This window comes from Streptomyces sp. 12E (assembly GCF_055633275.1).
Genome location: NZ_JBVNCJ010000001.1, coordinates 3,689,669 through 3,714,810, shown reverse-complemented (window position 1 = coordinate 3,714,810; position 25,142 = coordinate 3,689,669). Strand labels below are relative to the sequence as shown.

General features: G+C 73.2%; 24 protein-coding genes. 11 read left to right on the top strand and 13 right to left on the bottom strand.

Annotated elements, in window-relative coordinates; all coding sequences use genetic code 11:
- Positions 1-305: 305 nt before the first annotated feature.
- A complete protein-coding gene (locus ACZ8ZB_RS17280) occupies positions 306-1,952 on the top strand; it encodes a protein kinase domain-containing protein (protein WP_470738593.1) in 1,647 nt (548 codons plus the stop codon).
- Positions 1,953-2,055: 103 nt separating this feature from the next.
- Here ACZ8ZB_RS17280 and ACZ8ZB_RS17275 read toward each other — a convergent pair whose 3' ends face one another.
- Positions 2,056-2,595 carry a bacterial proteasome activator family protein gene (locus ACZ8ZB_RS17275; protein WP_470738592.1) on the bottom strand — a complete coding sequence of 180 codons (540 nt, stop codon included), beginning with the start codon at positions 2,593-2,595 and terminating at the stop codon, positions 2,056-2,058.
- A 191-nt stretch (positions 2,596-2,786) separates the two neighbouring features.
- On the opposite strand from ACZ8ZB_RS17275, the gene ACZ8ZB_RS17270 reads away from it, so the two are divergent.
- A complete protein-coding gene (locus ACZ8ZB_RS17270) occupies positions 2,787-3,479 on the top strand; it encodes a hypothetical protein (RefSeq protein WP_470738591.1) in 693 nt (230 codons plus the stop codon).
- A gap of 55 nt (positions 3,480-3,534) precedes the next feature.
- Here the strand turns inward: ACZ8ZB_RS17270 and ACZ8ZB_RS17265 are convergent, their stop codons facing one another.
- Complete coding sequence (locus tag ACZ8ZB_RS17265) at positions 3,535-4,518, bottom strand: NAD(P)H-quinone oxidoreductase (RefSeq protein WP_470738590.1); 984 nt, start codon at positions 4,516-4,518, stop codon at positions 3,535-3,537.
- 134 nt (positions 4,519-4,652) lie between these two features.
- Between ACZ8ZB_RS17265 and ACZ8ZB_RS17260 the strand changes: the two genes are divergently transcribed.
- Both ACZ8ZB_RS17260 and ACZ8ZB_RS17255 read left to right on the top strand, forming a co-directional pair.
- Positions 4,653-5,669: an ATP-binding cassette domain-containing protein gene (locus ACZ8ZB_RS17260; protein WP_470738589.1), complete on the top strand. Its 1,017-nt coding sequence runs from the start codon at positions 4,653-4,655 to the stop codon at positions 5,667-5,669.
- Positions 5,666-6,514: an ABC transporter permease gene (locus ACZ8ZB_RS17255; protein ID WP_470738588.1), complete on the top strand. Its 849-nt coding sequence runs from the start codon at positions 5,666-5,668 to the stop codon at positions 6,512-6,514. Before ACZ8ZB_RS17260 ends, ACZ8ZB_RS17255 begins: the two co-directional genes overlap by 4 nt.
- A 30-nt stretch (positions 6,515-6,544) precedes the next feature.
- Here ACZ8ZB_RS17255 and ACZ8ZB_RS17250 read toward each other — a convergent pair whose 3' ends face one another.
- From ACZ8ZB_RS17250 to pdhA, 6 genes are all read right to left on the bottom strand, one after another.
- Complete coding sequence (locus ACZ8ZB_RS17250; protein WP_470738587.1) at positions 6,545-7,639, bottom strand: potassium channel family protein; 1,095 nt, start codon at positions 7,637-7,639, stop codon at positions 6,545-6,547.
- A complete protein-coding gene (locus tag ACZ8ZB_RS17245; RefSeq protein WP_470738586.1) occupies positions 7,636-8,988 on the bottom strand; it encodes a molybdopterin molybdotransferase MoeA in 1,353 nt (450 codons plus the stop codon). The genes ACZ8ZB_RS17250 and ACZ8ZB_RS17245 overlap by 4 nt, the downstream gene beginning before the upstream one ends.
- Positions 8,988-9,926: an NTP transferase domain-containing protein gene (locus ACZ8ZB_RS17240; protein WP_470738585.1), complete on the bottom strand. Its 939-nt coding sequence runs from the start codon at positions 9,924-9,926 to the stop codon at positions 8,988-8,990. The genes ACZ8ZB_RS17245 and ACZ8ZB_RS17240 overlap by 1 nt, the downstream gene beginning before the upstream one ends.
- An 85-nt stretch (positions 9,927-10,011) precedes the next feature.
- Positions 10,012-11,427, bottom strand: a complete 1,416-nt coding sequence (locus tag ACZ8ZB_RS17235; RefSeq protein ID WP_470738584.1) for a dihydrolipoamide acetyltransferase family protein — start codon at positions 11,425-11,427, stop codon at positions 10,012-10,014.
- Positions 11,427-12,431 carry an alpha-ketoacid dehydrogenase subunit beta gene (locus tag ACZ8ZB_RS17230; RefSeq protein ID WP_470738583.1) on the bottom strand — a complete coding sequence of 335 codons (1,005 nt, stop codon included), beginning with the start codon at positions 12,429-12,431 and terminating at the stop codon, positions 11,427-11,429. The genes ACZ8ZB_RS17235 and ACZ8ZB_RS17230 overlap by 1 nt, the downstream gene beginning before the upstream one ends.
- Positions 12,428-13,570, bottom strand: coding sequence for a pyruvate dehydrogenase (acetyl-transferring) E1 component subunit alpha (gene pdhA, locus ACZ8ZB_RS17225; protein ID WP_470738582.1), 1,143 nt, complete (start codon positions 13,568-13,570; stop codon positions 12,428-12,430). The genes ACZ8ZB_RS17230 and pdhA overlap by 4 nt, the downstream gene beginning before the upstream one ends.
- A gap of 184 nt (positions 13,571-13,754) precedes the next feature.
- Between pdhA and ACZ8ZB_RS17220 the strand changes: the two genes are divergently transcribed.
- A complete protein-coding gene (locus tag ACZ8ZB_RS17220) occupies positions 13,755-14,240 on the top strand; it encodes an Lrp/AsnC family transcriptional regulator (protein WP_470741513.1) in 486 nt (161 codons plus the stop codon).
- Positions 14,241-14,272: 32 nt separating this feature from the next.
- Here the strand turns inward: ACZ8ZB_RS17220 and ACZ8ZB_RS17215 are convergent, their stop codons facing one another.
- The gene (locus ACZ8ZB_RS17215; protein ID WP_470738581.1) at positions 14,273-14,863 is read right to left on the bottom strand and encodes a TetR/AcrR family transcriptional regulator; all 591 of its coding nucleotides are present in this window, start codon (positions 14,861-14,863) and stop codon (positions 14,273-14,275) included.
- Positions 14,860-16,374 (bottom strand): 3-hydroxyacyl-CoA dehydrogenase, encoded by a 1,515-nt coding sequence (locus tag ACZ8ZB_RS17210; RefSeq protein WP_470738580.1) that lies wholly within the window; start codon positions 16,372-16,374, stop codon positions 14,860-14,862. The genes ACZ8ZB_RS17215 and ACZ8ZB_RS17210 overlap by 4 nt, the downstream gene beginning before the upstream one ends.
- A 160-nt stretch (positions 16,375-16,534) precedes the next feature.
- Here ACZ8ZB_RS17210 and paaN point away from each other — a divergent pair, with 160 nt between their 5' ends.
- Positions 16,535-18,226 (top strand): phenylacetic acid degradation protein PaaN, encoded by a 1,692-nt coding sequence (gene paaN / locus ACZ8ZB_RS17205; RefSeq protein ID WP_470738579.1) that lies wholly within the window; start codon positions 16,535-16,537, stop codon positions 18,224-18,226.
- Here paaN and ACZ8ZB_RS17200 read toward each other — a convergent pair.
- From ACZ8ZB_RS17200 to ACZ8ZB_RS17190, 3 genes are read right to left on the bottom strand one after another with little or no spacing between them, the layout of a single operon-like run.
- Positions 18,223-19,002: a TrmH family RNA methyltransferase gene (locus ACZ8ZB_RS17200; RefSeq protein ID WP_470738578.1), complete on the bottom strand. Its 780-nt coding sequence runs from the start codon at positions 19,000-19,002 to the stop codon at positions 18,223-18,225. The genes paaN and ACZ8ZB_RS17200 overlap by 4 nt on opposite strands.
- Before the next feature lie 10 nt (positions 19,003-19,012).
- Positions 19,013-20,254, bottom strand: a complete 1,242-nt coding sequence (locus ACZ8ZB_RS17195) for an HTTM domain-containing protein (protein WP_470738577.1) — start codon at positions 20,252-20,254, stop codon at positions 19,013-19,015.
- Entirely contained in the window at positions 20,251-21,117 is an 867-nt protein-coding gene (locus tag ACZ8ZB_RS17190; RefSeq protein ID WP_470738576.1) for a DUF5819 family protein, read from the bottom strand. Before ACZ8ZB_RS17190 ends, ACZ8ZB_RS17195 begins: the two co-directional genes overlap by 4 nt.
- A 299-nt stretch (positions 21,118-21,416) precedes the next feature.
- On the opposite strand from ACZ8ZB_RS17190, the gene paaA reads away from it, so the two are divergent.
- Genes paaA through ACZ8ZB_RS17165 form a run of 5 tightly spaced genes read left to right on the top strand, consistent with a single transcriptional unit; the run spans position 21,417 to position 25,042 of the window.
- Entirely contained in the window at positions 21,417-22,430 is a 1,014-nt protein-coding gene (gene paaA / locus ACZ8ZB_RS17185) for a 1,2-phenylacetyl-CoA epoxidase subunit PaaA (protein WP_470738575.1), read from the top strand.
- Positions 22,427-22,714, top strand: coding sequence for a 1,2-phenylacetyl-CoA epoxidase subunit PaaB (gene paaB / locus ACZ8ZB_RS17180; protein ID WP_030820009.1), 288 nt, complete (start codon positions 22,427-22,429; stop codon positions 22,712-22,714). The genes paaA and paaB overlap by 4 nt, the downstream gene beginning before the upstream one ends.
- Positions 22,711-23,448, top strand: coding sequence for a 1,2-phenylacetyl-CoA epoxidase subunit PaaC (gene paaC, locus ACZ8ZB_RS17175; protein WP_470738574.1), 738 nt, complete (start codon positions 22,711-22,713; stop codon positions 23,446-23,448). Before paaB ends, paaC begins: the two co-directional genes overlap by 4 nt.
- The gene (gene paaD, locus ACZ8ZB_RS17170) at positions 23,442-23,984 is read left to right on the top strand and encodes a 1,2-phenylacetyl-CoA epoxidase subunit PaaD (protein WP_470738573.1); all 543 of its coding nucleotides are present in this window, start codon (positions 23,442-23,444) and stop codon (positions 23,982-23,984) included. The genes paaC and paaD overlap by 7 nt, the downstream gene beginning before the upstream one ends.
- On the top strand, positions 23,984-25,042 hold the full coding sequence (locus ACZ8ZB_RS17165; RefSeq protein WP_470738572.1) for a 2Fe-2S iron-sulfur cluster-binding protein: 1,059 nt from the start codon (positions 23,984-23,986) through the stop codon (positions 25,040-25,042). The genes paaD and ACZ8ZB_RS17165 overlap by 1 nt, the downstream gene beginning before the upstream one ends.
- Positions 25,043-25,142: the final 100 nt, after the last annotated feature.

The window sequence follows — 25,142 nt, the reverse complement described above, 5'->3', positions numbered from 1 at the left end:
GTTACGGTCTTCGTCGGCCACGCTACAGCCTCAGCGTGTGCCCCCGGTCCGGGACGGGCTGCCAGGACCGGCACGAGACGGACCGGCCATGAAACCCTCACTCCGTACTGTCGTGCAAATCCCGTGTACCGGCAGCACGTCCCCTGTAACGCTTCCGCGACGCTTCGTTCGCGTACGGTCACGGAACGGGCACCGCGCTTGACGTGTCAGTGGCCTGCGGCAGACTTGGCCGGGAATAGCGCATCGGATCCACGACGGATCGGTCACGGACGGCGGTGCCGGAGAGGCTACGGGGGAAGCGGAACATGAGCCAGCACGGCGCACAGGGCCGAGGTGCGGGGCGGGCGCTCGCCGGCGGACGCTACCAACTGCGGGACCTGCTCGGCCAGGGCGGCATGGCCTCGGTCCACCTCGCCTACGACAGCGTGCTCGACCGCCAGGTCGCCATCAAGACGCTGCACACGGAACTCGGCCGGGAACAGGCCTTCCGCGAGCGCTTCCGCCGTGAGGCCCAGTCCGTGGCGAAGCTCACGCACACCAACATCGTCTCGGTCTTCGACACCGGCGAGGACGACGTGGACGGCATGACGACGCCGTACATCGTCATGGAGTACGTCGAGGGCCGCCCGCTGGGGTCCGTGCTCGACGAGGACGTGCGGCAGCAGGGTGCGATGCCCGCCGACAAGGCGCTGAGGATCACCGCGGACGTCCTGGCGGCCCTGGAGATCAGCCACGAGATGGGGCTGGTCCACCGCGACATCAAGCCGGGCAACGTGATGATGACCAAGCGCGGCGTGGTCAAGGTCATGGACTTCGGCATCGCCCGCGCCATGCAGTCCGGCGTGACGTCGATGACACAGACCGGCATGGTCGTCGGCACCCCGCAGTACCTCTCCCCGGAGCAGGCGCTCGGCCGGGGCGTGGACGCCCGCTCCGACCTGTACTCGGTCGGCATCATGCTGTTCCAGCTGGTCACCGGGCGGCTGCCGTTCGACGCGGACTCGCCGCTGGCCATCGCGTACGCGCATGTGCAGGAGGAGCCGCCGGTCGCGTCCTCGATCAACCGTTCGCTGCCGCCGGCCGTGGACGCGCTGATCACCCGTGCGCTGAAGAAGAACCCGAACGAACGTTTCCCCAGTGCGGAGTCCATGCGCGGGGAGTGCCTGCGGGTGGCGCAGTCCTTCCACGCGGCCCCGCCGAGCATCGTCCCCGGTACGCAGGCGCAGAGCGGCGCGGGCGTCGGCTCCGCGGTGTTCCCGCCGGTCGACCAGGCCACCCCGGCGCCCGCCGGCACCGTGCAGACGCCGTACCAGCCGGCGCCGGCGCCCCACCCGTACGGCGCCCCGGTGCCGCACGCGCCCTCCCCGGCGTACGGCTATCCGCAGCAGGGCGGCTACCAGGCGCCCGCCCCGTCGCCGTACGCGCCCCAGCCGACGCCGCAGACCCCGCCGCCGTACGACATCACGCCCCAGGCGTCCGGCCCGGGCGGCTCGGGCGGCTCGGGCGGCGGCCGGAACAGGCAGGTGATCATCGGATCGATCGTCGTCGCGCTCGTCGCCGTCGGCGGCCTGGTCGCGGCGCTGCTGATGAACGGCGGCGAGGAGGATCCGCAGGCCGGCGGCGGCGCCTCGGCGTCGGCGACCAAGGCGGAGGGCTACCGCGGGCCGGACACGTCGAAGAAGATCGACAAGGAGGAGTGCGAGGAGCCGGAGGAGTCGTTCAACGACCCCGACATGGTCCGGATGCCGAACCTCAAGTACAAGTACATCGGGTCCGTGAAGGAGTGCTTCCAGGCCGCCGGCTGGAGCAGCATCAAGATCCTGAAGGTGGACGAGAACACCTACGGCGAGGGCTCCGTGCGGGAGCAGTACCCGCCGGCGGGCTCGGACGTCGATCCCGAGAACATGCCCGAGATCACGCTCAAGGTCTCGACGGGCAACCCTCCGTCCTGAACCCCGGCCGTACGCGGCACGGCGAAGGGGCCCGGCAGCGGATGCCGGGCCCCTTCGTGTCGTCCGTGTCGTTCCTCTCGTTCGGGCGGGGTCGGTGGGGCGGTTACAGGTACGGACCGCCCGAGCGGCCGCCCGGGTGCGGGTCCTCCAGGCCGTCGCCGACACCCGGCGGGAGGGCGCGTCGCATCTGCTCCAGCTGGGCGCGCGCGGCCATCTGCTGGGCGAACAGCGTGGTCTGGATGCCGTGGAACAGGCCCTCCAGCCAGCCCACCAGCTGGGCCTGCGCGATCCGCAGCTCGGCGTCGCTCGGGGTGGTCTCGTCCGTGAAGGGCAGGGAGAGCCGCTCCAGCTCCTCGACCAGCTCCGGGGCCAGGCCGTCCTCCAGTTCCTTCACCGAACTGGCGTGGATCTCCTTGAGGCGGACCCGGCTGGCCTCGTCCAGGGGGGCCGCGCGCACCTCCTCCAGCAGCTGCTTGATCATGCTGCCGATCCGCATGACCTTCGCCGGCTGCTCCACCTGCTCCGTGAGCGGGGTCTCGCGCGAGTCCTCGTCCCCGGTGCCGCCGCCGAGCGCCATGCCGTCCTGGCCGACGACCAGGATCTGCGGATTCTCCGGTGACCGTTCGTTCCTCGGCATCTCCATGCCGCCATTGTCGCGCACGCCCGTCCCCCGCTCGGGCGGTGCCCCCGGAAGCGGGGTTCCTCCGGGGGGTCCACCCGACGGCCGTATTCGGAATGCCGGAATCACCCGGGAATGACAGGCTGTTGGGCGTCCATCCGGCCCATCTTGCCGACGGTGTGACCGAGCACCGGTCGGCGCGGGAGGTCACGGTCGTGACTTCATGGCTGCGTGTAGCGGGGGCGACGGTCGTTCTGGCCGCGGGGGCGGCGGTGATGCCGTACGGCCCGGTCACGGCGCCCCTCGGCGCGGGGGCGGCGTACGGGATCGGCGGCGCCGTTCCCGCGTCCCCGTCCCCCTCACCCCCGGCGCCGTCCTCGGCGTCACCCTCTTCACATTCTTCGCCGCCCTCTTCGTCGCGCTCCGGAAAGCCGTCGCGGTCCGGGGACCGGCCGGGCGAGGACCACGACCGGCCGGGCGAGGACCACGACCGGCCGGACGGGGGCCACGACCGGCCGGGGCGGCACGAGGCGGCCGAGCGGGAGTCGCGGGAGCGGGAGCGCGGCGACCGGGACGGGGCGGACGGCGCCGGCGCCGTGCCGCGGAGGCACGGGCACGCCGAGGACGTGGGCGACTGGCCCGACGCGGCCGGCGTGCTGCGCCCGGGGGACGCCGGGGCCGGTCCCCGGGCGCCCGGCGGGGGCGACACCGTCCCGCGGACACCGGCTTCGCCGGCGGCGGTCCCGGTGCCCTCCACGACCTCGCGGGCGGCGGAGCCGAACGCGGCCGCCTCCACCGGGCCCGTCCTGCGCATCCTGCCGCTCGGCAGCGGGCTGATGCTCATCGGACTCGGCTTCGGCCTCGCCGTCGTGGCCCTGCGCATGCGCCAGGGGCGCGGCGCCTCCTGAACACCGGGCGGATCCCCGTCGGGAGCCGGGCGGGCCCCCGCCCGGCTCGCCGGACTCAGTCGGGCGTGACCAGCAGGACCTTGCCGATGTGGCCGCTCTCCTCCACGATCCGGTGAGCGGTGGCCGCGTCCGGCATCGGGATCTCACGGTCGATGACGGGGCGGACCCGGCCGCCGGCGACGAGCGGCCAGACGTGTTCGCGCACGGCCGCCACGATCGCCGCCTTCTCCTCCAGGGGCCGGGCGCGCAGCGAGGTCGCGCTGACGGCGGCGCGCTTGCCGAGGAGGGCGCCGATGTTCAGCTCCCCCTTCGTACCGCCCTGCATTCCGATGATGGCGAGCCGACCGTTGACGGCGAGGGCCCGGACGTTGCGGTCCAGGTACTTGGCGCCCATGTTGTCGAGGATGACGTCCGCGCCGGCGCCGTCGGTGGCCTTCTTCAGCTCGGCGACGAAGTCCTGCTCGCGGTAGTTGATCAGGATGTCGGCGCCGAGCTCGGCGCAGCGCTCCAGCTTCTCCGTGGTGCCGGCGGTGACGGCGACCCGCGCGCCGACGGCCTTGGCGAGCTGGATCGCCATGGTGCCGATGCCGCTGGAGCCGCCGTGCACGAGGAGGGTCTCACCGGGGCGGAGGTGGGCCACCATGAAGACGTTGGACCAGACCGTGCAGACGACCTCCGGGAGCGCGGCGGCCTGGTCGACGGTGAGCCCCTGGGGGACGGGCAGCAGCTGCCCGGCCGGGACGGCGACCTTCTCCGCGTAGCCGCCGCCGGCGAGCAGCGCGCAGACCTCGTCGCCGACGGCCCATCCGCTGACCCCGTCACCGAGCGCGGCGATCCGTCCGGAGCATTCGAGACCGGGGTGGGGGGAGGCGCCGGGCGGGGGGTCGTAGAAGCCCTGCCGCTGGAGGATGTCGGCCCGGTTGACGGCACCGGCCACCACCTCGACCAGGACCTCGCCGGGACCGGCCACGGGGTCGGGGACCTCGTCCCACACCAGCGCCTCGGGCCCACCGGGTTCGGGAATCGTGATCGCGTACATGAAGGGACGGTACCCCTGGGACGGGAGTGCGTGCCGGACCGAGCCGTTCGGAAATCCGTGTGCGGGAGCGATGAGTTTGCGCGACCGTGAAGGTCTGTCCATGCGTAGCCCAGGCATGCGGAAGGACCCCCAGCATGAGCACGCAGACCTCCGGCCCGGCGATCGAGACCGCCGGTCTGGTCAAGACCTTCGGCGAGACACGGGCCGTCGACGGCGTCGATCTCGTCGTGCCGGCCGGCACGGTGTACGGGGTCCTCGGACCGAACGGCGCCGGCAAGACCACCACCGTGAAGATGCTCGCCACCCTGTTGCGGCCCGACGGCGGCGAGGCCCATGTCTTCGGGCACGACATCGTGCGCGAGGCCGACGAGGTGCGCGGCCGGGTGAGCCTCACCGGCCAGTACGCGTCCGTGGACGAGGACCTCACCGGCACCGAGAACCTGGTCCTGCTGGGCCGGCTCCTCGGCCACCGCAAGCCCGCCGCCCGCACCCGCGCCGCCCAGCTCCTGGAGGCCTTCGGGCTCACGGACGCGGCCGGGAAGCAGGTCAAGCACTACTCGGGCGGCATGCGGCGCCGCATCGACATCGCCGCGTCCATCCTCAACACCCCCGACCTGCTGTTCCTCGACGAGCCGACGACCGGCCTGGACCCGCGCAGCCGCAACCAGGTGTGGGACATCGTGCGCGCGGTGGTCGCCCAGGGCACGACGGTGCTGCTGACCACGCAGTACCTGGACGAGGCCGACCAGCTGGCGTCCCGGATCGCCGTCATCGACCGCGGCAGGGTGATCGCCGAGGGCACCAAGGGCGAGCTGAAGGCGTCCGTCGGCGCCGGGTCCGTCCATCTGCGGCTGCGGGACGCCGAGCAGCGGCCGCTCGCCGCCGACCTGCTGCGCCGCGCCCTCGACGCGCGGGTGCAGCCCGAGCCCGACCCGGTGGCGCTGACCGCCCGCCTCGCCGCGGGTCACGACACGGCCGCCGAGCAGGCCGCCCGCGCGCTGAGCGAACTGTCCCGCGCCGGCGTCACCGTCGACAACTTCTCGCTCGGCCAGCCCAGCCTGGACGAGGTGTTCCTGGCCCTCACCGGCCATGACACGGGCGAATCCGACCAGCACGACTCCCACGACCCGAAGGACGAGGTGGCGGCATGAGCACCACGACGACCACCGAGAGCACCGAACTCGCCCCGGTGCGCACCGACTCCCTCGCCGAACTGCTGGTCGCCAAGGAGCGCCCGCCGCGGCCCAGCGCCTGGTCGGCCTCGCTGACCTTCGGCTGGCGGGCGATCCTGAAGATCAAACACGTGCCGGAGCAGCTGTTCGACGTGACGGCGTTCCCGATCATGATGGTGCTGATGTACACGTACCTGTTCGGCGGGGCGCTGGCCGGTTCGCCGAAGGAGTACATCCAGTTCCTGCTGCCGGGGATCCTGGTGATGTCGGTCGTGATGATCACCATGTACACCGGCGTCTCGGTCAACACGGACATCGAGAAGGGCGTCTTCGACCGGTTCCGCAGCCTGCCGATCTGGCGGCCGTCGACGATGGTCGGCTATCTGCTCGGCGACGCCCTGCGCTACACCATCGCGTCCGTCGTGATGCTGACCGTCGGCATGATCCTCGGCTACCGCGCCGACGGCGGGGTGGTCGGAGTGCTCGCCGGGATCGCGCTGCTGGTGCTGTTCTCGTTCGCCTTCTCGTGGATCTGGACCATGTTCGGGCTGATGCTGCGCACCGAGAAGTCGGTGATGGGCGTCAGCATGATGGTGATCTTCCCGCTCACCTTCCTGTCCAACGTCTTCGTCGACCCGCGCACCATGCCGGGCTGGCTCCAGGCGTTCGTCAACAACAGCCCCGTCACCCACCTGGCGTCCGCGGTGCGCGGGCTGATGGCGGGTGACTGGCCGGCCGACGAGATCGCCTGGACGCTGGGCTGGTCCGGACTGTTCGTGGTGGTCTTCGGACCGGTCACGATGCGGCTCTACAACAGGAAGTAGACGCGGTCGTGCGGCCGGAGGCAGCCGGCCTCAGCCGCGGAACGGACGGACGTCGGGCGCGATCTGTGTGCCCGGCGTCGCCCGCACGATCGTGATCAGCCGGTCCGTCAGCTCCAGCGTCCCGACGTCCTGATCGTCGTAGCCGAGCACCCGGTGTCCGCGTACGACGCTCACCACCAGGTCGCCGATCTCCCGGGGCACCTTGCCCACCTCGGCCTTTATGACCGGTCGTTCGACGATGTCGAGCCCGGAGCCCTGCTGGATGAGGTCCTCCATGACCATGCCGGCCGAAGGACTGAGCACGGACAGACCGAGCAGCCGCCCGGCCGCGCTGGCGCTGGTGATGACCGCGTCGGCGCCCGACTGCTTCAGCAGCGGGGCGTTCTCCTCCTCGCGCACCGCGGCCACGATCTTCGCGCCCCGGTTGAGCTGCCGTGCCGTCAGCGTCACGAGGACCGCCGTGTCGTCGCGCTGCGTCGCGATGATGATCTGCCGGGCCCGCTGCACCTCGGCCCGCTTCAGCACCTCGCTGCGCGTGGCGTCCCCTATGACGCCCGCGTAGCCGTCCGCCGTGGCCGCGTCGATCGCCTTCTCGCTGGGGTCGACGACCACGACCTGCTCCTTCCTGAGCCCGGTCGCGCAGACGGTCTTGATCGCGGACCTGCCCTTGGTGCCGAACCCGACGACGACGGTGTGATCGCGCAACGCGGACCTCCAGCGGTTCAGTCGCCACTCCTCCCGCGTGCGTTCGGTGAGGGCCTCGAGGGTGGTGCCGACCAGGATGATCAGGAACAGCACGCGCAGCGGCGTGATGACGAAGATGTTGGTGAGCCGGGCGCCGTCGCTGACCGGCGTGATGTCGCCGTACCCGGTGGTGGAGAGGGTGACGGTCGCGTAGTAGAACGCGTCGAGGAGATCGATGGATCCGTTGGAGTTGTCGTTGTAGCCGTCGCGGTCGGCGTACACGACGAGCGCCGTCACCACCAGTACCACCAGGGCCCACGAGAGCCGTTTGGCCACTTGGCGGACCGGGTGCTCCACCAGTTTCCTCGGGAGTTTCACCCGGTGGGTCACCAGGTGTTCGTCCGCCTGGCGAGCGATGGCGTCCTGGCCCGGAAGTTTCACGTGAAACACCCCCCGATTCCCCCGGACGTCCAGGGCAGGTCGAGCAGTTCCGTCTCCTGGCCGGGCCGTGCTCCGCCGGGCGGCACGACGGCGAGCGCGTCGGCCGCCGCGATGCCGCGCAGCATGGCCGGACCGTTGTAGAGCAGCGGCAGTGCACGGTCGCCGCGCAGGGCGACGGGAATCAGCCGGGTGTCGTGCGGGTGCCCCTGCACTCCGTTCCGCAGCGGCAGCGTGTACGACTCGGGGGCGGGGCGGGCCGCGAGGGTGCGCAGCAGGGGTTCGGCGAGGGTGAGCAGGCCGGACACGGCGGCGAGGGGGTTGCCGGGCAGGCCGACGAGGTGCCGGCCGTCCTTGGTGCGGGCCAGGAGCATGGGGTGGCCGGGGCGCACCTTGACGCCGTCCACGAGGAGTTCGGCCCCGATGCGGCGCAGCGTGGGGTGCACGTGGTCGACCGGGCCCGCGGCGGTGCCGCCGGTGGTGACGACGACATCGGCGTCGGACGCCGTGATGGCCTCGTACAGCGCCTGCTCGGTGTCGCCGATCCGGCGTACGGAGGTCACCTCCGCGCCGAGCGCGCGCAGCCAGGGCGGCAGCAGCGGGCCGAGTGCGTCCCGGATCAGCCCGTCGTGCGGCAGGCCCTCGCCGAGCAGTTCGTCGCCGAGGACGAAAACGTCGGCACGGGGGCGGGGGACGGCGGTGAGCGTGTCGTATCCGGCGGCGGCGGCCATGCCCAGGACGGGCGGGGTCACCGGTGTGCCCACGGGCAGCAGCTGGTCGCCGCTGCGGCACTCCTGGCCGCGGGGGCGGATGTCCTGGCCGTGGGTGACCGTGTGCGGCGGCCGGGCGGCGGCGGTGACGTGCAGTCGGCCCTTGTCGTCGGTGCGGCCGTGTTCGCTGCGGAGCACGGCGGTGGTGTCCGGGGGGATGCGGGCGCCGGTGGCGATGCGGACGGCCTCGCCGTCGGTGAGCGGCGTGTGCGTGGCGTACCCGGCGAGGACGCCCTCGTCCCGTACGGACCAGGGGCCGGGGCCGGACACCGCCCAGCCGTCCATCGCGGAGGTGTCGAAGGAGGGCAGGTCGGTGAGGGCGGTGAGGGGGGCGGCGAGGGTGAGGCCCAGGGCGGAGGCCAGGGGGACGGCGACCGGGGTCAGGCAGCCGGTGCGACCGCCGTGGCGCGGGGCGCGTTCGGCGATGGCGCGGGCGTCGGGCCAGGCGGTGGCGTCGTGGTGCGGGTGCGGGGGGCGGGGGGTGCCCGTGGTGCCGCCGGGGTTCTTCCTCACGAGGGCGAGCGCCTCCTCGACGTCGAGGTCGTCGACGTTCTGGTCGGTCCGGGCGGCGCGCGGGGTCATCAGGCGTCCGGTCGGGTGTCGGGGGTTTCGGGGGTGGCGTCGGGGGTTTCCTCGTCGGCCCAGCGCAGGGCGAGTGCCGCGGCCTTGCGGGCCGCCTCGGCGACGGCCTCCCGGTCGCCGCCCGCCCGTGCGGCCGCGTAACCGACGAGGAAGGTGGTCAGCGGCGCGGCGGGCCGGGCCACCCCGTGGGCGGCGTCGCGGGCGAGGTCGAGCAGTACGCCGGTGTCGACGTCCAGGTCGATGCCCAGCTCGTCCTTGACTGCGGAGATCCATTCATCCAACACGTGTCCATGCTCCCTGATGCGTGCCCTGGCAGTGGCGATGTCGTCCCAGGTGTCGCAGTCGAAGGACGCCACCGGGTCGGAGATACGGGTGAGGTCGAGCGAACCGGTCAGCCGCCGCAGGGGCAGTCCGGTCAGTTCGCCGTGCCGGCCGGTGAGCGCGGCCAGCCCTCGGCGCAGGGCCCCGGTCCGGTACGCGGCGACGAGCGGCTGGTCCCGGCCCTCGGAGTCGGTCAGCAGCACGCCGTCGGCGGTGCCGTGCCGGAGGGGCGTCAGCAGCCCCCGCACCGTGCGGTGGCCGAGGAACGGCAGGTCGGCGGAGAGCACGACGACCTGGCCGGCCGTGGTGTGCCGGAGCCCCGCGGCGAGCGCGGCCAGGGGCCCGCCGCCGGGAGGCTCCTCCCGGGCCCAGACCACGGGCCGGGAGGTGGGGCGGGGGCCGGCGACGACCACAGTGGTCCGGGCGTCGGCGCAGGCGGTGAGCACCCGGTCGAGCAGCGCCCGTCCGCCTACCCGCACCCCGGGCTTGTCCGCGCCGCCGAGCCGCCGTGCGGCGCCGCCGGCGAGCACGACGGCGTCGTACGCGGAGTCGGGTTCCCCGAAGGGGCCGTCGGGAGGATCACCGGAGGGACCGCCGGGTGGCTGATGCTCGGTCACCCTCCGAGTATGCGTGCCCCCCGCGATCACAGGGAACGCGGGGGCGTCGAGACGCGGTCGGGGAGCCCGGCGACTCGAAGCGGGCTCACAGCGTCCGCAGCAGCACCGCCGGTTGTTCGACGCAGTCCGCCACGTACCGCAGGAAGCCCCCCGCGGTGCCGCCGTCGCAGACCCGGTGGTCGAAGGTGAGCGAGAGCTGCACGACCTGCCGCACCGCCAGCTCGCCCTCGTGCACCCAGGGCCTGGGGACGATGCGGCCGACGCCGAGCATGGCGGCCTCGGGGTGGTTGATGATCGGCGTGGAGCCGTCGACGCCGAACACGCCGTAGTTGTTCAACGTGAAGGTGCCGCCGGTGAGTTCCGCGGGCGTCAACGTGCCGGACCGGGCCGCTCCGGTCAGCCGGGCGAACTCGGCCGTGAGCGACTCGGCGTCCCGCGCGTGCGCGTCCCGGACGACGGGGACGACCAGCCCCCGGTCGGTCTGCGCGGCGAATCCGAGGTGCACGTCCGCGTACCGGACGATCTCCCTGGCCCCGGTGTCCACCGAGGAGTTGAGCTCGGGGAAGCGGGCGAGCGCGGCGGTGCAGATCCGGGCCAGCAGGGCGATGACGGATATCTTCGGCCCGCCGGCCGCGTTCATGGCGGCCCGCGTGCGCATCAGTTCGGTCGCGTCGGCGTCCACCCAGCAGGTCGCGTCGGGGATCTCGGTGCGGCTGCGGGAGAGCTTGTCGGCGACGGTCCCGCGGATGCCCTTGAGGGGGACACGGGTGACGCCCGGGGACTCCGCGCCCGGCGCCGGCACGCCCGCCCGGTCGGTCCGCGGGCCCGGTTCACCGGCCGCCGTACCCGTACGGCCCTGGGCGGCGGCGCGCAGGGCGTACTCCACGTCCGCGCGGAGGATCAGCCCCTCGGGTCCGGAGCCGGTCATCTCCCGCAGGTCCAGGCCGTTCTGCCGGGCCAGCCTGCGCACCAGGGGCGAGATCACGGGGACGGGGCCGTCCACCGCGCCCGGGGCACGGGTCCGTGCGCCGGTGGGCTCCCCGCTCCTGACCCGCCCGTTCGCCGCGGGGGCCGCGGATGCGGCAGGGGCCGCGGGGGTCACCCGCGGCGGACGGACGCGGCGGCGCCGGGCCGGTGCCTGGGCGGTGCCGTAACCGACCAGGACGTTGCCGGAGCCCTCGGTGGCCGGGGCCCGGTCGCGCGCCTCCCCGGATCGGTCGGGGCCCGCGTCCCCGGCCGGCCCGCCGTCGGCCGGCTCGCCCACCGCCACCGTCAGCAGCGGGGCGCCGACCGGCAGTTCCGTGCCCTCCGCGCCGAAGCGGGCCGTGACGACACCGCTGTACGGACAGGGCACGTCCACCATCGCCTTGGCCGTCTCGACCTCGACGACCGGCTGGTCCACGGTGACGACGTCCCCGACCTCGACCAGCCAGCGCACGATCTCCGCCTCGGTGAGCCCCTCCCCGAGGTCGGGCAGCTTGAACTCCAGCACCTGTGCCATCAGCTCTCGGCCTCCCATTGCAGACGCCCCACGGCGTCCAGGATCCGGTCCACGCCGGGCAGGTGGTGGCGCTCCAGCATCGGCGGCGGGTACGGCAGGTCGAACCCGGCCACACGCAGCACCGGCGCCTCCAGGTGGTGGAAGCAGCGCTCCGTGACCCGGGCCGCGATCTCCCCGCCCGGACCGCCGAAGCCACCCGACTCGTGGACGACGACCGCGCGTCCCGTCCGTCGTACCGAGGCGCACACCGTCTCGTCGTCGAACGGCACCAGGGAGCGCAGATCGACCACTTCGAGGTCCCAGCCCTCGGCCCGGGCCGCCTCGGCCGCCTCCGTGCAGACGGGCAGCGACGGCCCGTACGTGATGAGCGTGGCGCTCCGCCCCGAGCGCCGCACCACCGCACGGCCTATCGGTTCGACGGCCGTCGGCTCCTCGGGGTTCCAGGCGTCCTTCGACCAGTAGAGCCGCTTGGGCTCCAGGAAGACGACCGGGTCGTCGGAGGCGATGGCGGCGCGCAGCAGTCCGTAGGCGTCGGCGACGGTGGCGGGCGTGACGACGTGGAGCCCCGGAGTCGCCATGTAGTACGCCTCGGAGGAGTCGCTGTGGTGCTCGACGCCGCCGATGCCGCCGCCGTAGGGGACGCGGACGGTGAGCGGCAGGGGCATCCTCCCGCGCGTGCGGTTGCGCATCTTCGCGACGTGCGAGACGAGTTGCTCGAACGCCGGGTAGGCGAACGCGTCGAACTGCATCTCCACGACCGGGCGCAGCCCGTACATGGCCATGCCGACGGCCGTGCCGAGGATGCCCGCCTCGGCCAGCGGGGTGTCCGTGCAGCGGTCCGCGCCGAACTCCTCGGCGAGTCCGTCGGTGACCCGGAAGACACCACCGAGGGTGCCGACGTCCTCGCCCATGACGTGCACGGACGGGTCGGCGGCCATGGCGTCGCGCAGGGCGCGCGTGAGGGCCTGCGCCATGGTGGCCGGCTTGACGGCGACGGTGGTCATCGCTGCGCCCCTTCCGGCTCGGCCTCGGCCGCCAGCTCGGCCCGCAGCTGCTCCCGCTGCTCGAGGAGCTGGGGGGTGGGTTCGGCGTAGACGTGGGCGAAGAGGTCCATGGGGTCCAGCGCCGGGTCCTCGTTCATGCGGGCGCGCAGGGAGGCGGCCAGGGTCTCGGCGTCCTGGCGGGCGGCCTCGACGCCGGCCTCGTCGAGCAGGCCGCGCCCGGTCAGCTCGCGCTCCAGCAGGGAGATCGGATCGTGCCGCTTCCAGGTCTCGACCTCGGCGTCACCGCGGTAGCGGGTGGCGTCGTCGGCGTTGGTGTGGGCCTCCACCCGGTACGTGATCGCCTCGACCAGGGTCGGGCCGCCGCCCGCGCGGGCGCGGCGTACGGCGTCGGCGAGGACCTCGTGCACGGCGGCGGCGTCGTTGCCGTCCACCAGGCGGCCGGGCATGCCGTAGCCGACGGCCTTGTGGGCCAGTGACGGGGCCGCGGTCTGTTTGGCGAGCGGTACGGAGATCGCGAAGCCGTTGTTCTGGACGAGGAAGACCACCGGGGTCTGCCAGACGGCCGCGAAGTTCAGCGCCTCGTGGAAGTCGCCCTCGCTGGTGCCGCCGTCGCCGACCATGGCGAGCGCGACCACGTCGTCGCCCCTGAGGCGGGCGGCGTGCGCCAGCCCGACGGCGTGCGGCAGCTGGGTGGCGAGCGGGGTGCTCAGCGGGGCCACGCGGTGCTCGTGGGGGTCGTAGCCGGTGTGCCAGTCGCCGCGCAGCAGGGTGAGGGCCTCGACGGGGTCCACCCCGCGCGCGATCACCGCGAGGGTGTCGCGGTAGCTCGGGAAGAGCCAGTCACGCTCCTCGAGGACGAGCGCGGCGGCGACCTCGCAGGCCTCCTGACCGGTGCTGGAGGGGTAGACCGCGAGACGGCCCTGCTTGGTGAGGGCGGTGGCCTGCGCGTTGTAACGGCGGCCCTTCACCAGCTCCGCGTACAGCCGGCGCAGCAGCTCCGGGGCGGCCTCGGCGGCCTTCTCGGTGCCGAGCACGCGGTACGGCTCCGCGTCGGGCAGCAGCGGCGCGGGGTCGGTACGGGGCTGCCAGGCGGGCGGCGGGGTCGGCCGGTAGGCCCCCCGCTGCTCCATGACCGTCATACGGCACCTCCTCGTGGGATGTCGGAGGCGCGGCGTCTGTGACGCGCCTCACCAACCGATTGTTCGGTCGTCGGCGCATTTTGGCTACGGGTGGCACCAGGCTGTGGACAAACGGTTCTCCACAACCTGAGATGGGTGCAGGACGTCCACGGCGGAGAGGTGGGGGCGGGTGGCATCTGAACAAATGGCCGAGGGCCGGGAGGGGGACGGGCCGCTCGCTCCGGCGCGGCCCCTGGACGCCATCGACCAGGACATCCTGCGGATGCTCCAGGCGGACGGCCGCGCGTCCGTACGCTCGGTCGCCGAGCGGGTCCACGTCTCCCGCGCGAACGCGTACGCGCGGATCAACCGGCTGGTCGAGGACGGTGTCATCCGCGGTTTCGGGGCCCGCGTCAACCATGAGCGGGCCGGTCACGGGACGTCCGCGTACATCACCCTGAAGATCGTCCAGAACACCTGGCGCACGGTCCGCGAGCAGCTCCGGCAGCTTCCGGGCGCCTCGCACATCGCGCTGGTGGGAGGCGATTTCGACGTCCTGCTGCTGGTGCACACCCCCGACAACCGGGCGCTGCGCGAACTGGTGCTCACCCGGCTCCAGGCGATCCCCGAGGTGCTGAGCACGCGCACCCTGCTGGTGTTCGAGGAGGAGGACCTGGAACCGCAGGGGTGAGCGGCCCCGGCCGAAGGGCCCCGGGGACGGGCTCAGGGCGCCTTGCGCAGCCCTCCGAAGGCCAGCTGGGCCACCGCGTCGGCCACCTCGCGCTCGCTCATGCCGCGCCCGTCCGGCCGGTACCACTCCACGATCGAGTTGATCATGCCGAAGACCAGCCGGGTCACCAGGCGCACCTCTATGTCCTCGCGCACGTCCCCGTCGGCCGCCGCGGCCTTCAGCAGCGCCGCGACCCGGTGGTCGAACTCGCGCCGCCGCTCCAGCGCCCACCGCTCGGTGTCCGTGTTGCCGCGCACCCGCAGCAGCAGCGTCACGTACGGCAGCTCGGCGATCAGCACCTCGACCATGCGCCGTACGACGTACTCCAGCCGTTCGGCGGCGCGTCCCGCGCGCGCGTGCTCCTCGTCGAGGATGGCGAAGAGCCCGTCCAGGGCCCGGCTCACCGCGCGGCGCAGCAGTTCCTCCTTGCCGGCCACATGGTGGTAGATCGACGACTTGGAGATGCCGGCGGCCCTGGAGAGGTGCTCCATGGAGGTGCCGTCGTAGCCGCGCTCGTTGAACACCTGGACGGCGACGGACAGCAGCGTCTCCGGGGTGTACGTGTCGCGTCTGGCGGTGGTCATGAGGAGCCTTCCCGCTGGTCCGAGGCGTAGGCGTGGCGGTACAGGGCGAGGGAGGGCGCGTAGCGGCCGGACGGATCGCACGCGTGCAGGTTGTCCAGCACGGAGCAGGCCCAGCCGCCGCCGAGCCTGCGGCTCCACTCCAGCGGGCCCAGCGGGTAGTTCACGCCCAGGCGCATCGCGGTGTCGATGTCGTCCTCGGTGGCGACGCCCTTGGCCACGGCGTCGTGCGCGAGGTCGATGATCCGGGCCACCGTCCGCGCGACGACCATTCCGGGGACGTCCCCGATGACGCTGACCTTCTTGCCGAGCGCCTGGAACAGCCCGGTGGCCTCGGCGACGGTCACCGGGGAGGTGTTCGGGGCGTGCGCCAGGGCGATCCGCGTGGCCTTGCGGTAGTCGAGGGCGAGGTCGAAGTAGACGACGTCGCGGAACTCCACGGAGGTCTGGCCGTCGGCGAGCACCAGCTGGCCGCCGCCGGGCAGCACCAGACGGGTGCCGTTGTCCTCGTCCTCCTCGCGCACCTCGATGCCCGCCTCGCGGATCAGGGCGAGCAGCTCCGAGGCGGGCCCCAGACCGCCCTCGGCGACCACGTACGCGGGCGGTTCGGCGGGCTCCGCGGTGTGCGGCTCGGGACGCTCGGCGCCCTCCCGGTGGTCGTACCAGCCGCGGCCGGTCTTGCGGCCCAGGCGGCCGGACTCGACCAGACGGCGCTGGGCGAGCGAGGGGGTGAAGCGGACGTCCTGGAAGAAGGACCGCCACACCGAGTGGGTGACGGACTCGTTGACGTCCTGCCCGATCAGGTCGGTCAGTTCGAAGGCGCCCATCCGGAAGCCGCCGGACTCGCGCAGCACCGCGTCGATGGTGGCCGGATCGGCGCCCTGGGACTCGTACACCGCGAAGGCCTCGGCGTAGAAGGGGCGGGCGAGGCGGTTGACGATGAAGCCGGGGGTGTCGGCGCAGGCGACGGGCGTCTTGCCCCAGGCGCGGGCCGTCTCGTACGCGCGCGTGGCGTACGAGACGTCGGTGGCGAAACCGGAGACGACCTCGACCAGCGGCAGCAGCGGCGCGGGGTTGAAGAAGTGCAGGCCCACGAAGCGGCCGGGCACGCGCAGGGCGCCGCCGATCGCGGTGACCGACAGGGAGGAGGTGTTGGTGGCGAGCAGGCAGTCGTCGGAGACGACGTCCTCCAGCGCGCGCAGCAGCTCCTGCTTGACGTCCAGGCGCTCCAGTACGGCCTCGACGACCAGGACGCAGTCGGCGAGATCGGCGAGTCCGCCGACGGGCCGCAGACGGGCACGGGCCGCGTCCCGCTCGGCGGCGGTGAGACGCTCCTTCTCCACCAGTCGGTCGAGCCGGGCGCCGATCGCGTCGGCCGCCTCGCGGGCCCGGCCGTCGACGGCGTCGTACAGCCGCACGGGATGGCCCGCGACCAGCGCGACCTGGGCGATTCCCTGGCCCATGGTGCCGGCGCCGACCACGGCCACGGGACTGCTGAGGTCGAGTGCTGTCATGTGCGCGATCCTCCCGCACGGGGTTTTCCACAGATGCGGCGGACCCCCTTGTCCCGACCGATCGTTCGGTTACTCTAACCCTGACCGCCCGTTCTGACTACGTTTCCGCACAGGTCCACGAGCTCGACGACGAGTTCCTGAGACGAGGAGTTGGTCCCGCATGGCCGCCGCACTCACGGCGCACGAGCTGATCGCCCGGCACCGTCCCACCCTGGACCAGGCGCTGGAAACGATCCACACGCGCGCGTACTGGTCCCCGCACCCCGAGCACCCCAAGGCGTACGGGGAGCACGGCAGCCTGGACACGGCGGCGGGCAAGGCCGCCTTCGACGCCCTGATCGGCACCCGCCTCGACCTCGGCCAGCCCGGCACGGACGGCTGGGTGGACGGTGAGACCTCCCCGTACGGCATCGAGCTGGGCGTGAGCTACCCGCACGCGGACCCGGACGAACTGCTGCCCGCCATGCGAGCCGGGATGCGGGCCTGGCGCGACGCGGGCGCGGAGACCCGCGCGATGGTCTGCCTGGAGATCCTCAAGCGGATCAGCGACCGGACGATGGAGTTCGCCCAGGCGGTCATGCACACTTCCGGCCAGGCGTTCATGATGGCGTTCCAGGCCGGCGGCCCGCACGCGCAGGACCGCGGCCTGGAGGCGGTGGCCTACGCGTACGCGGAACAGGTCCGCACGCCCGGCACCGCGGAGTGGACCAAGCCGCAGGGCAGGCGCGACCCGCTCGCGCTCACCAAGGAGTTCGTCCCGGTCCCCAGGGGCGTCGCACTGCTCATCGGCTGCAACACCTTCCCGACGTGGAACGGCTACCCGGGCCTGTTCGCCTCCCTGGCCACCGGCAACGCGGTCCTGGTCAAACCGCACCCCCGCGCGGTGCTGCCGCTCGCGCTCACCGTCCAGGTCGCCCGCCGGACGCTCACCGACGCCGGCTTCGACCCGAACCTGGTGGCCCTCGCCGCCGAGCGGCCCGGCGAGGGCATCGCCAAGACCCTCGCCACCCGCCCCGAGATCCGGATCGTCGACTACACCGGCTCCACCGAGTTCGGCGAATGGCTGGAGGGCAACGCGCGCCAGGCGCAGGTGTACACCGAGAAGGCCGGCGTCAACTCGGTGCTCGTGGAGTCGACCGCCGACTACCGGGGGATGCTGGCCAACCTGGCGTTCTCCCTGTCGCTGTACAGCGGCCAGATGTGCACCACCCCGCAGAACCTGCTGATCCCGCGCGGGGGCATCACCACCGACCAGGGCCCCAAGTCCTTCGACGAGGTCGTCGCCGACCTCGCGAAGGCGGTCGACGGCCTGCTCGGCGACGACGCACGCGCGAACGCGCTGCTGGGCGCGATCGTCAACCCGGACGTCAAGGCCCGCCTGGAGGCCGCCGCCGGTCTCGGCGAGGTCGCCCTCGCCTCCCGGGAGATCGCCCACCCGGATTTCCCGGGCGCGGTGGTGCGCACGCCGGTGATCGTGAAGCTCGACGGCGCCAAGCCGGACGACGAGGCCGCCTGCATGAGCGAGTGCTTCGGCCCGGTCTCCTTCGCCGTCGCCGTCGACTCGGCCGACGACGCGGTGGAGCTGCTGCGGCGCACGATCCGCGAGAAGGGCGCCATGACGGTCGGCGCGTACACGACCTCCCCGGAGGTCGAGGAAGCCGTGCGGGAGGTCTGCCTGGAGGAGGCCGCCCAGCTCTCCCTGAACCTCACCGGCGGGGTGTACGTGAACCAGACGGCCGCCTTCTCCGACTTCCACGGCTCCGGCGGCAACCCGGCGGCCAACGCGGCCCTGTGCGACGGGGCGTTCGTGGCCAACCGGTTCCGGGTGGTCGAGGTGCGCCGGGAGGCCTAGGGAGCGTGAGGTGCGCCCCCGGTGGCGCTCCAGTGGTACAGCGTCATGGCCACACTGGTCGCGAGGTTGTAGCTGGAGACCTGGGGGCGCATCGGCAGCGCCACCAGATGGTCGGCCCGCGCACGGAGTTCCGCCGACAGTCCGCTGCGCTCGGAGCCGAAGGCGAGCAGCGCGTCGTCCGGCAGCTTCAGCGAACGGATGTCCTCGCCCTCCGGGTCGAGCGCGAAGACCGGCCCGGGCGGCAGCTCCTCCACGGCCAGCCGCTCCACGGCGGTGGCGAAGTGCAGCCCCGCCCCGCCGCGTACGACGGTGGGGTGCCAGGGGTCGAGCGTGCCGGTGGTGACGACCCCGGTCGCCCCGAAGCCGGCGGCCAGCCGGATCACCGCGCCCGCGTTGCCGAGGTTGCGTGGACTGTCCAGGACCACCACGGGCGCGGTGCGCGGGGTGCGGGCCAGCTCCCCGAGGTTGTCCGCGCGGGAGGGACGTACGGCCAGGGCGGCCACGGCGGTGGGGTGCGGACGCGGCACAAGGGCGGCGTACGTCTCGTGGGGCACCTCGGTCAGCAGCTCCGCCAGCGTGTCCCGCACGTCCCCGGCCAGTTCGTCGGCGAGCGCGAGCGCGCCGGCCCGGTCCGCGGTGAGCGCGAGCCGGACCCCGGCCCCGAAGCGCACGGCGTGCTTGAGGGCGTGGAAACCGTCGAGCAGCACGGCGGTGCCGGCCAGACGGCGCCAGGCGGAGACGAGGTCGGCCGGGGTCTCGGGAGCGGGGTCGGTCATGGCGTGCAGCCTACGTGTGCCGCCCCGGCGCTCCGCCCGGTGCCGGGGCGGCCTCCGCCGGGTCCTTCCCGGCCGGGAGGCCGGCCGGGGGCCGCGGCCGCGGAGCCGGCGCCCCGCGCGGGCGCAGCCGCCCGCGCGCGCGTGCCGCGAGGTTGCCGAGGCGGCGCAGGAAGGCCGTCGGCAGGAAGACCGCGTCCGCCGCGATCATCGCCAGGGAGAAGAAGGGCAGTCCGAGCACGACGGCGATCACCGCGTGCTCCGTGATCATGAGGGCCAGCAGGACGTTCTTGATCCGCCGGTTGAACAGCGTGAACGGGAAGGCGACCTGTACGGCGACCGTCCCGTAGGTCACCAGCATCACCATCGTGCCGCTGGCCGACAGCAGGTCCGCGAGGGCCGGCCAGGGGGAGAAGTACTCCAGGTGCAGCGGGTAGTAGACGGCGGTGCCGTCCTGCCAGCGGGAGCCCTGGACCTTGTACCAGCCGGCCGTGGCGTAGATCAGACACGCCTCGGCCATGATCACCAGCAGCGCGCCGTTGTGCACGACGTTCACGACGACGTCCAGCAGGATCCGCGGCTGCCGGGTCCTCGCGCGGCACCCGGTCAGCCACCACAGCGCCTGCGCGAGCCACACGGCCCACAGCAGCGCCGGTATGAACCGGTCGCCGTCCATCCGGCCCGCCAGCGTCGCCAGGAGCAGCAGGAAGCCCAGCACGCCCCACAGCGGCGGGCCGACCCGGTCGCGCGGCCGCTCGCCCCGCGCGCGAGCCCCGGCCGCGTGGCGCGCACGCCGCGCGTCCAGGGACCAGACCTGACCGCAGCGCGTGAACACCAGGTAGATCGACATCAGGTGCAGGACGTTGTCGCCGCCGTCCCCCATGAAGACGCTGCGGTTCTGCAGCGCCAGCACGCCCACCATGAACAGCACCGACATGGTGCGGGTGCGCCAGCCGAGCAGCAGGAGGAAGCTCGACAGCACGGCGAGCGCGTAGACGGCCTCGAACCAGACCTGGCTGTCCGACCACAGCAGCGGCGTGAAGGCGCCGTTCACCGCGACCAGCTGATCGGCGAGGTCCCAGCTCCAGGGCCCGTCGGGGCCGTACAGCTCCTGGCGGTGGGGGAACTCGCGCAGCAGGAACAGCAGCCAGGTCAGGCTGAAGCCGATGCGGATCACGGCGGTCTGGTGGGGGCCGAGCGCGGCGTCGGTGACGCGGGCGACCGCGCGGGACAGGGCCGGCGAACCGCGGGTCATCCCACGCCTCCCCGGGTCTCCTCCTCGGGCAGCGACCACCAGGACAGCGTGCGGTACACGGGTGTGATGGACACCTCCTCCCCGCTCCACTCGGGCGGCGGCACCTGGGCGGTCCGTGAGCGGATCTGGACGCGCTCGACGGCGCCGCCCGGACCGGCGGCGTCCGCGCGGTCGAGGCGCAGTACCGCGATCCGGCGCAGATACGTCTCGGACAGCGCCCCGCGCAGGCCCACCGGCCGGTTGTCGTCGTCGTGCGTGGCGACGAAGAGGTCCCAGGCGCGGCGCAGCTCGTTCTGCTGGGTGTGGCTGGGCAGGAGGTTGCCGTCGATGGCGCGGCCGTCCTGTGCGGACAGGTCGTACCAGCCGGTGGTCCGTGTCCCCCCGTCCGCCGTACGGATCTCGGCACGCACCTGGACGGCGATGTCCTGCTGCAACGGGTTCGGCGCGAACAGCTTCCAGTTCTGCTCGAACTCCGGGTAGATCCAGTTCTCGACCGTCTCGCCGTGCTCCTTGCTGACCGTGTTCGCCGGCGCGACGTGCAGGAACGTCATGCCGAGGTGGACACAGACCACGACCGCGACGACCGCGAGCACCACCGCGGCGCCGATCCGGTAGCCCGGGGAGAGCGCGGCCGCCCCGGCGCGGGGCCCGGCGGGCGGGCCGGTGTGTGGACCGGTGGGCGGGCCGGCGGGGGCGCACGGCACGGGCGGGCCGTCCACGGGCCGACCGGGGCCGGGCGGAGGGGTCCGGAGCCCCGGCGGTTCCCCCGGCGCCGCGGGGCCGGGCAGGGCGGGGCACGGATCGGGCGCACCCCGCCCGGCAGGCCCGTGCCGGGCGTCCGAGCCCTTGTCGTACGCGTTCATCCCGCCCCGATCCGCCGATCCCGGTCCGTCACCGCTTCCACCCCGCCACGAGGGCCCGACACCGCGCCGCCGCGTCGCACGGAACGGTACTCAGCACCGGCCCCCCGGGCACAGTCCCGCCGGGATCCCGTTCCCCGCCCGTCTCCGCACCGCGGTCCGAACCCCGTTGTCCACAGGCGGCCCCCGCAGGTTATCCACAGCGGTTGACACCTCGCGGCGCCCGTCTCACCATGGAATCGCACGAACCGAACGATCGGTCGGGAGCGTGCTCCGGGAAGCATCCAGTCGAGGGGGACCTCATGGCGACAGCAGCCGCCCGCGATACGGCCGGCAGCCAGGCGTACGACACACCGGCCGGCACCGACGACACCGCCGGCCACGCGCGCGCCTTCGACGCGGCCGTCGCCGCCGACGAGCGGATCGAGCCGCGCGACTGGATGCCGGACGCCTACCGGGCCACGCTCGTCCGGCAGATCGCCCAGCACGCGCACTCCGAGATCATCGGCATGCAGCCGGAGGCCAACTGGATCACTCGCGCGCCCTCCCTGCGCCGCAAGGCGATCCTGATGGCCAAGGTGCAGGACGAGGCCGGGCACGGCCTGTACCTGTACAGCGCCGCCGAGACCCTCGGCGCCAGCCGTGACGAGCTGCTCGACAAGCTCCACTCCGGCCGCCAGAAATACTCCTCGATCTTCAACTACCCGACGCTGACCTGGGCGGACGTCGGCGCCATCGGCTGGCTGGTGGACGGAGCGGCGATCACCAACCAGGTGCCCCTGTGCCGCTGCTCCTACGGCCCGTACGCGCGCGCGATGGTCCGCATCTGCAAGGAGGAGTCCTTCCACCAGCGCCAGGGCTACGAGCTGCTGCTGGCCCTCAGCAAGGGCACGCCGGAGCAGCACGCGATGGCACAGGACGCGGTGGACCGCTGGTGGTGGCCGTCACTGATGATGTTCGGCCCGCCCGACGACGAGTCCCAGCACTCCGCGCAGTCGATGGCCTGGAAGATCAAGCGGCACTCCAACGACGAGCTGCGCCAGCGGTTCGTCGACATCTGCGTCCCCCAGGCCGAGTCGCTCGGCCTGACGCTTCCCGACCCGGACCTGAGGTGGAACGAGGAGCGCGGGCACCATGACTTCGGCGCGATCGACTGGTCGGAGTTCTGGGACGTCCTCAAGGGCAACGGCCCGTGCAACGAACAGCGGCTGAACCGGCGCAGGCAGGCCCACGAGGAGGGCGCCTGGGTCAGGGAGGCCGCGGCGGCCCACGCCGCCAAGCACACGAACGGCGAGACAGGAGCTGTGCGAGCATGACCCACACCGACTGGCCCCTGTGGGAGGTCTTCGTGCGTTCGCGCCGCGGACTGTCCCACACCCACGCCGGCAGCCTGCACGCGCCGGACGCGGAGCTCGCCCTGCGCAACGCCCGCGACCTGTACACCCGGCGCGGCGAGGGCGTCTCGATCTGGGTCGTCCCGTCGTCCGCGGTCACCGCCTCCTCACCCGACGAGAAGGACCCGTTCTTCGAACCGGCCGCCGACAAGCCCTACCGGCACCCGACGTTCTACGAGATCCCCGAGGGGGTGCGGCACCTGTGACGACGACCCCCGCCGAGGACACCGCCGCCCGCACGGCCGCCGCGCTCGCCCTCGGCGACGACGCGCTGGTGCTCTCCCACCGCCTGGGCGAGTGGGCCGGCCACGCCCCCGTGCTGGAGGAGGAGCTCGCCCTCGCCAACATCGCGCTGGACCTGCTGGGCCAGGCCCGGGTGCTGCTGTCGATGGCGGGCGACGAGGACGAGCTGGCCTATCTGCGCGAGGAGCGCGCTTTCCGCAACCTCCAGCTGGTGGAACAGCCCAACGGCGACTTCGCCCACACCATCGCCCGCCAGCTGTACTTCTCCGCCCACCAGTACCTCCTCTACGGCGAACTCGCCTCCGGCGACGGGCCGTTCGCCCCGCTGGCCGGCAAGGCGGTCAAGGAGACCGCCTACCACCGCGACCACGCCGAGCAGTGGACGCTGCGGCTCGGCGACGGCACGGACGAGAGCCGTGCGCGGATGCAGCGGGCCGTGGACGCGCTGTGGCGCCACACCGGCGAGATGTTCCAGCCCGTCGAGGGCCTGGACGTCGACTGGCCCGGCCTGGAGGCGGCCTGGCTGGAGCGGATCGGCGAGGTGCTGCGCCGGGCCACCCTCACGGTGCCCGAGGGCCCGCGCACGGGAGCGTGGGCGGCCGGTGCGGGCCGTCAGGGCCTGCACACCGAGCCCTTCGGCCGGATGCTCGCCGAGATGCAGCACCTGCACCGCAGCCATCCGGGGGCGACATGGTGACCACCCTCACCCCGCTGGAGGCCGAACTCCTGGAGCTCGCCGGTTCGGTACCCGACCCCGAACTGCCCGTGCTGACCCTGCGCGAGCTGGGCGTCGTGCGCGCCGTGCACGCGCACGGCACGGACACCGTCGAGGTCGAGCTGACCCCGACGTACACCGGCTGTCCGGCCGTCGAGGCGATGAGCCTGGACATCGAGCGGGTGCTGCGCGAGCACGGAGTGCGCGAGGTCACCGTGCGCAGGGTGCTCGCGCCCGCCTGGTCGACCGACGACATCACGGACGAAGGACGCCGCAAGCTGCGGGAGTTCGGCATCGCCCCACCGCGCGCACGCGCGGCCTCCGGACCGGTCGGGGTGGAGCTGGGGCCGACGCGCACCCGCGCGCCCCGGCCGGAGGACCAATCGCTGCCCGTCCACTGTCCGCACTGCGGCTCCGCCGAGACCGAACTGCTCAGCCGTTTCTCGTCCACCGCGTGCAAGGCGCTGCGCCGCTGCCTGGCCTGCCGTGAACCGTTCGACCACTTCAAGGAGTTGTGATGGCCCGCTTCCACCGGCTCCGGGTGGCCGCGGTCGACCGGCTCACCGACGACTCCGTCGCCCTCACCCTCACCGTCCCCCCGCACCTGGCCGAGGAGTACCGGTACGCCCCCGGCCAGCACCTGGCCCTGCGGCGCGTCGCGGACGGCCAGGACATCCGGCGCACCTACTCCATCTGCTCCCCCGCGCCCGACGGCGAGGCGCCGAGCACCCTCCGGATCGGCGTGCGGCTGGTCGAGGGCGGCGCATTCTCCACGTACGCGCTCAAGGAGATCGCCCTCGGCCACGAGCTGGAGGTGATGACCCCGGCCGGCCGCTTCACCCTCCCTCCCGCGCCCGGCCGGTACGCGGCGATCGTCGGCGGCAGCGGCATCACGCCGGTGCTGTCGATCGTCTCGACCCTGCTCGCGCGCGAGCCGCGGGCCCGGTTCTGCCTGATCCGCAGCGACCGGACGGCCGCCTCGACGATGTTCCTGGAGGAGGTCGCCGACCTGAAGGACCGCTACCCCGAGCGACTCCAGCTGGTGACCGTGCTCTCCCGGGAGGAGCAGCAGGCGGGACTGCCGTCCGGCCGGCTGGACCGGGAGCGGCTGACCGGGCTGCTGCCGGCCCTGCTGCCCGTGGGAGAGGTGGACGGCTGGTTCCTGTGCGGACCGTACGGACTGGTCGAAGGAGCCGACCGGGCACTGCGCGGACTGGGCGTGCCGCGCTCCCGCATCCACCAGGAGATCTTCCACGTGGACGCCGGTACGGCGGCCGTCGCCACCGCGCCCGCGCCCGCGCACAGCACGGTCACCGCCCGGCTCGACGGACGCGGCGGGACCTGGCCCGTCCAGGACGGCGAGTCCCTGCTGGACACGGTGCTGCGCAACCGGCCCGACGCGCCCTACGCCTGCAGGGGCGGGGTGTGCGGCACCTGCCGCGCCCTCCTCGTCTCGGGTGAGGTGCGGATGGACCGCAACTTCGCGCTGGAGTCGGAGGAGACGGAGGCGGGCTATGTCCTGGCCTGCCAGTCGCACCCGGTGACGGAGCGGGTGGAGCTGGACTTCGACCGGTAGGCACCCCGGCCCGCGTCGCCCGCCCCGGCCGGTGTCCGGCGGGCCGGGACCGCGGGGAACCCGCCGGGGCACCTCACCTCACCCGGCAGGACGGCGGGCG

Excerpts from the sequence above, each read along its gene's own strand:
- ACZ8ZB_RS17235 (WP_470738584.1), bottom strand. The coding sequence starts at position 11,427 with ATGGCACAGGTGCTGGAGTTCAAGCTGCCCGACCTCGGGGAGGGGCTC.
- ACZ8ZB_RS17190 (WP_470738576.1), bottom strand. The coding sequence starts at position 21,117 with ATGAACGCGTACGACAAGGGCTCGGACGCCCGGCACGGGCCTGCCGGG.
- paaB (WP_030820009.1), top strand. The coding sequence starts at position 22,427 with ATGACCCACACCGACTGGCCCCTGTGGGAGGTCTTCGTGCGTTCGCGC.
- paaD (WP_470738573.1), top strand. The coding sequence starts at position 23,442 with ATGGTGACCACCCTCACCCCGCTGGAGGCCGAACTCCTGGAGCTCGCC.
- paaA (WP_470738575.1), top strand. The coding sequence starts at position 21,417 with ATGGCGACAGCAGCCGCCCGCGATACGGCCGGCAGCCAGGCGTACGAC.
- paaN (WP_470738579.1), top strand. The coding sequence starts at position 16,535 with ATGGCCGCCGCACTCACGGCGCACGAGCTGATCGCCCGGCACCGTCCC.
- ACZ8ZB_RS17245 (WP_470738586.1), bottom strand. The coding sequence starts at position 8,988 with ATGACCCCGCGCGCCGCCCGGACCGACCAGAACGTCGACGACCTCGAC.
- ACZ8ZB_RS17215 (WP_470738581.1), bottom strand. The coding sequence starts at position 14,863 with ATGACCACCGCCAGACGCGACACGTACACCCCGGAGACGCTGCTGTCC.
- ACZ8ZB_RS17200 (WP_470738578.1), bottom strand. The coding sequence starts at position 19,002 with ATGACCGACCCCGCTCCCGAGACCCCGGCCGACCTCGTCTCCGCCTGG.
- ACZ8ZB_RS17230 (WP_470738583.1), bottom strand. The coding sequence starts at position 12,431 with ATGACCACCGTCGCCGTCAAGCCGGCCACCATGGCGCAGGCCCTCACG.
- ACZ8ZB_RS17255 (WP_470738588.1), top strand. The coding sequence starts at position 5,666 with ATGAGCACCACGACGACCACCGAGAGCACCGAACTCGCCCCGGTGCGC.
- ACZ8ZB_RS17280 (WP_470738593.1), top strand. The coding sequence starts at position 306 with ATGAGCCAGCACGGCGCACAGGGCCGAGGTGCGGGGCGGGCGCTCGCC.
- ACZ8ZB_RS17275 (WP_470738592.1), bottom strand. The coding sequence starts at position 2,595 with ATGGAGATGCCGAGGAACGAACGGTCACCGGAGAATCCGCAGATCCTG.
- ACZ8ZB_RS17210 (WP_470738580.1), bottom strand. The coding sequence starts at position 16,374 with ATGACAGCACTCGACCTCAGCAGTCCCGTGGCCGTGGTCGGCGCCGGC.
- ACZ8ZB_RS17195 (WP_470738577.1), bottom strand. The coding sequence starts at position 20,254 with ATGACCCGCGGTTCGCCGGCCCTGTCCCGCGCGGTCGCCCGCGTCACC.
- ACZ8ZB_RS17220 (WP_470741513.1), top strand. The coding sequence starts at position 13,755 with ATGGCCGAGGGCCGGGAGGGGGACGGGCCGCTCGCTCCGGCGCGGCCC.
- ACZ8ZB_RS17265 (WP_470738590.1), bottom strand. The coding sequence starts at position 4,518 with ATGTACGCGATCACGATTCCCGAACCCGGTGGGCCCGAGGCGCTGGTG.
- ACZ8ZB_RS17165 (WP_470738572.1), top strand. The coding sequence starts at position 23,984 with ATGGCCCGCTTCCACCGGCTCCGGGTGGCCGCGGTCGACCGGCTCACC.
- pdhA (WP_470738582.1), bottom strand. The coding sequence starts at position 13,570 with ATGACGGTCATGGAGCAGCGGGGGGCCTACCGGCCGACCCCGCCGCCC.
- ACZ8ZB_RS17260 (WP_470738589.1), top strand. The coding sequence starts at position 4,653 with ATGAGCACGCAGACCTCCGGCCCGGCGATCGAGACCGCCGGTCTGGTC.